This window comes from Micromonospora sp. M51, assembly GCF_018070305.1.
GTDB classification, from domain to species: Bacteria; Actinomycetota; Actinomycetes; order Mycobacteriales; family Micromonosporaceae; genus Micromonospora; species Micromonospora parva.
In genome coordinates this window covers 1-3,056 of sequence record NZ_JAGPXZ010000720.1, presented here as the reverse complement: position 1 = coordinate 3,056, position 3,056 = coordinate 1, and the positions used below count along the sequence as shown (strand labels likewise).

The following is a 3,056-nucleotide window of genomic DNA, read 5'->3' as shown; positions in this document are numbered from 1 at the left end:
TCCACGCGCCCACGCTAGGCCCACCCGCTCGTATTGGGTACGACGGCGCGTCGGAGATCCCGGTGACCGGCTCGTCGTCGGCGGCGGTGGGGCGCGCCGACCCGGCGACCCGAGTCGATCAGGCGGGCGGCGACGAGGCGTACGGGGCTGCTGTGACGCAGGAGACAGCAGGGGTGTTTTCCGGGCGATTGTTCGGCTTTCGCAGGTCATCGTGTGGAGAGAACCCGGGAGGGCTTGCACGCTGTGGTAATGCGCACGGTAGGCTAGACGATGCGCTCGCGGATCGCGTTGCCTCGGCAGGGAGCAGGTGCGCGGTCGACGGAGCCACATCATGATCTCACTAGGCGATCGTTCGGTGTGCCCGGCGACGGATCCGCTGGCGCGAACAGGTCACTGCGACACACCAGCCTGCTGTGACAACCCACCGACCGGAGCAACCGCCCACATGACGAGCAGCATCGAGGCCCCCTCGAGCGCCACCCGGGTCACCCACGACGATCTCGGTTCCGAGGAGGCTTTCCTCGCCGCGATCGACGAGACCATCAAGTACTTCAACGACGGCGACATTGTCGAAGGCACCGTCGTCAAGGTCGATCGGGACGAGGTCCTGCTCGACATCGGCTACAAGACCGAGGGTGTCATCCCCTCTCGGGAGTTGTCGATCAAGCACGACGTGGACCCGGCCGAGGTTGTGACGGTTGGCGACCACATCGAGGCCCTGGTCCTCCAGAAGGAGGACAAGGAGGGTCGTCTGATCCTCTCCAAGAAGCGGGCGCAGTACGAGCGGGCCTGGGGCACGATCGAGAAGATCAAGGACGAGGACGGCGTCGTCCGCGGTTCGGTCATCGAGGTGGTCAAGGGCGGCCTCATCCTCGACATCGGGCTGCGCGGCTTCCTGCCCGCGTCCCTGGTCGAGATGCGTCGCGTGCGCGACCTGCAGCCGTACGTCGGGCGGGAGCTCGAGGCCAAGATCATCGAGCTGGACAAGAACCGCAACAACGTGGTCCTGTCCCGCCGGGCCTGGCTGGAGCAGACGCAGTCCGAGGTGCGCACCGAGTTCCTCAACAAGCTGCAGAAGGGCCAGGTCCGCAAGGGCGTCGTGTCCTCGATCGTCAACTTCGGCGCCTTCGTGGACCTGGGCGGCGTCGACGGTCTGGTGCACGTCTCCGAGCTGTCCTGGAAGCACATCGACCACCCGTCCGAGGTCGTCGAGGTGGGCCAGGAGGTCGAGGTCGAGGTCCTGGACGTCGACCTGGACCGCGAGCGGGTCTCGCTGTCGCTGAAGGCGACCCAGGAGGACCCGTGGCGGCAGTTCGCCCGCACCCACGCGATCCAGCAGATCGTGCCGGGTAAGGTCACCAAGCTGGTTCCGTTCGGTGCGTTCGTCCGCGTGGACGACGGCATCGAGGGTCTGGTCCACATCTCCGAGCTGGCCGAGCGCCACGTGGAGATCCCGGAGCAGGTCGTCCAGGTCGGCTCCGAGGTCATGGTCAAGGTCATCGACATCGACCTGGAGCGTCGCCGGATCTCGCTGTCGCTCAAGCAGGCCAACGAGGGCTTCGTCGAGGGCGAGGAGCACTTCGACCCGACCCTCTACGGCATGGCCGCGACGTACGACACCGAGGGCAACTACATCTACCCGGAGGGCTTCGACCCGGAGACGGGCGAGTGGCTCGAGGGGTACGACAAGCAGCGCGAGACCTGGGAGAACCAGTACGCCGAGGCTCGTCTGCGCTGGGAGGCCCACACCAAGCAGGTGCAGACCTCTCGGGCCGCCGACGCCGAGGCCGCTGCCAACCCGACTCCGGTCGTCCCGGCCGCTGCCGGTGGCGGCGGTGGCACCACCTCCTCGTCCAGCCCGGCCCCGAGCCGGCAGGCCGAGGAGCCGGCCGGCACGCTGGCCACCGACGAGGCGCTCGCCGCACTGCGGGAGAAGCTCGCCGGCGGTAAGTGACCCGCTGAACGACGACGGGCCCCGTCCCCGCGATCTCCGGATCGCTGGGGGCGGGGCCCTCGCCGTACCTGCCGCACACGAGCTGCGCCGGTCGGAGCGGTCGGCGGGTCGCCGGGTGGCGGGCGGGTTTGGCGGCGGGCTTGTGGATCCGGTTGACTGTTCGGGTGCTGAGGGTGGGGTTGACCGGCGGGATCGGGTCTGGCAAGAGCGCGGTGGCCGCGCGGCTCGTCGAGCGGGGCGCGGTGCTCATTGACGCCGACCGGGTGGCCCGGGAGGTGGTGGCGCCGGGTACGGACGGGCTGGCCGAGATCGTCGCCGCCTTCTCCGACGCGGTGCTGGACACCGACGGCGCGCTGGACCGGGCCGCCCTGGGAGCGGTGGTGTTCGCCGACGAGGCCGCCCGGCGCCGGCTGGAGGCGATCACCCACCCCCGGGTCCGGGCCCGCACCGCGGAGCTGACCGCCGCGGCGGCACCCGACGCGATCGTCGTCAACGACGTGCCGCTGCTGGTCGAGGTGGGTCTCGCGCCGACTTACCACCTGGTGGTCGTGGTGCAGACGGCCGTGCCGACCCGACTGGAGCGGCTGGCGCGCGACCGGGGGATGCGTCGTGCGGAGGCCGAGCGGCGGATCGCCGCCCAGGCCGACGACGCCCGCCGCCGGGCGGTGGCCGACGTGGTGCTGACCAATGACGGCAGTCTGGCTGCGCTGCACGACGCCGTCGACGTGCTCTGGCGGCAACGGCTGGTGCCCTACGAGGACAACCTGCGCCAGCGGCGGGTGGTCCCGCCGGACCCGGCGGCGGCGGCCGGAGCCGACGCGAGCTGGTCGGAGCAGTACGAGCGGCTGGCCGCCCGGATCCAGCACGCGCTCGGCTCGGCCGCCCTGCGCATCGACCACATCGGCGCGACGGCGGTGCCCGGCCTCGCCGCGCAGAACGTCATCGACGTGCAGGTGGCGGTCGGGAGTCTCGCCGACGCCGACGGGCCGTTGGCCGACCGGCTGGCGAGCGCCGGGTTCCCGCGGGTGCCGGGGCAGTGGTGGGACGACCCGCGCCCGGCCGGCAGGGGGCGTTGGGAGAAGCGGCTGCACGGCAGTGCGGA

General features: G+C 70.9%; 2 protein-coding genes. Both read left to right on the top strand.

The window, feature by feature from the left end; all coding sequences use genetic code 11:
* Window positions 1–445 precede the first annotated feature (445 nt).
* The gene (gene rpsA / locus KBX53_RS27655) at window positions 446–1,954 is read left to right on the top strand and encodes a 30S ribosomal protein S1 (RefSeq protein WP_030337999.1); all 1,509 of its coding nucleotides are present in this window, start codon (window positions 446–448) and stop codon (window positions 1,952–1,954) included.
* 164 nt (window positions 1,955–2,118) lie between these two features.
* A partial coding sequence (coaE, locus tag KBX53_RS27650) for a dephospho-CoA kinase (protein ID WP_210862458.1) occupies window positions 2,119–3,056 on the top strand: 938 nt, incomplete at its 3' end.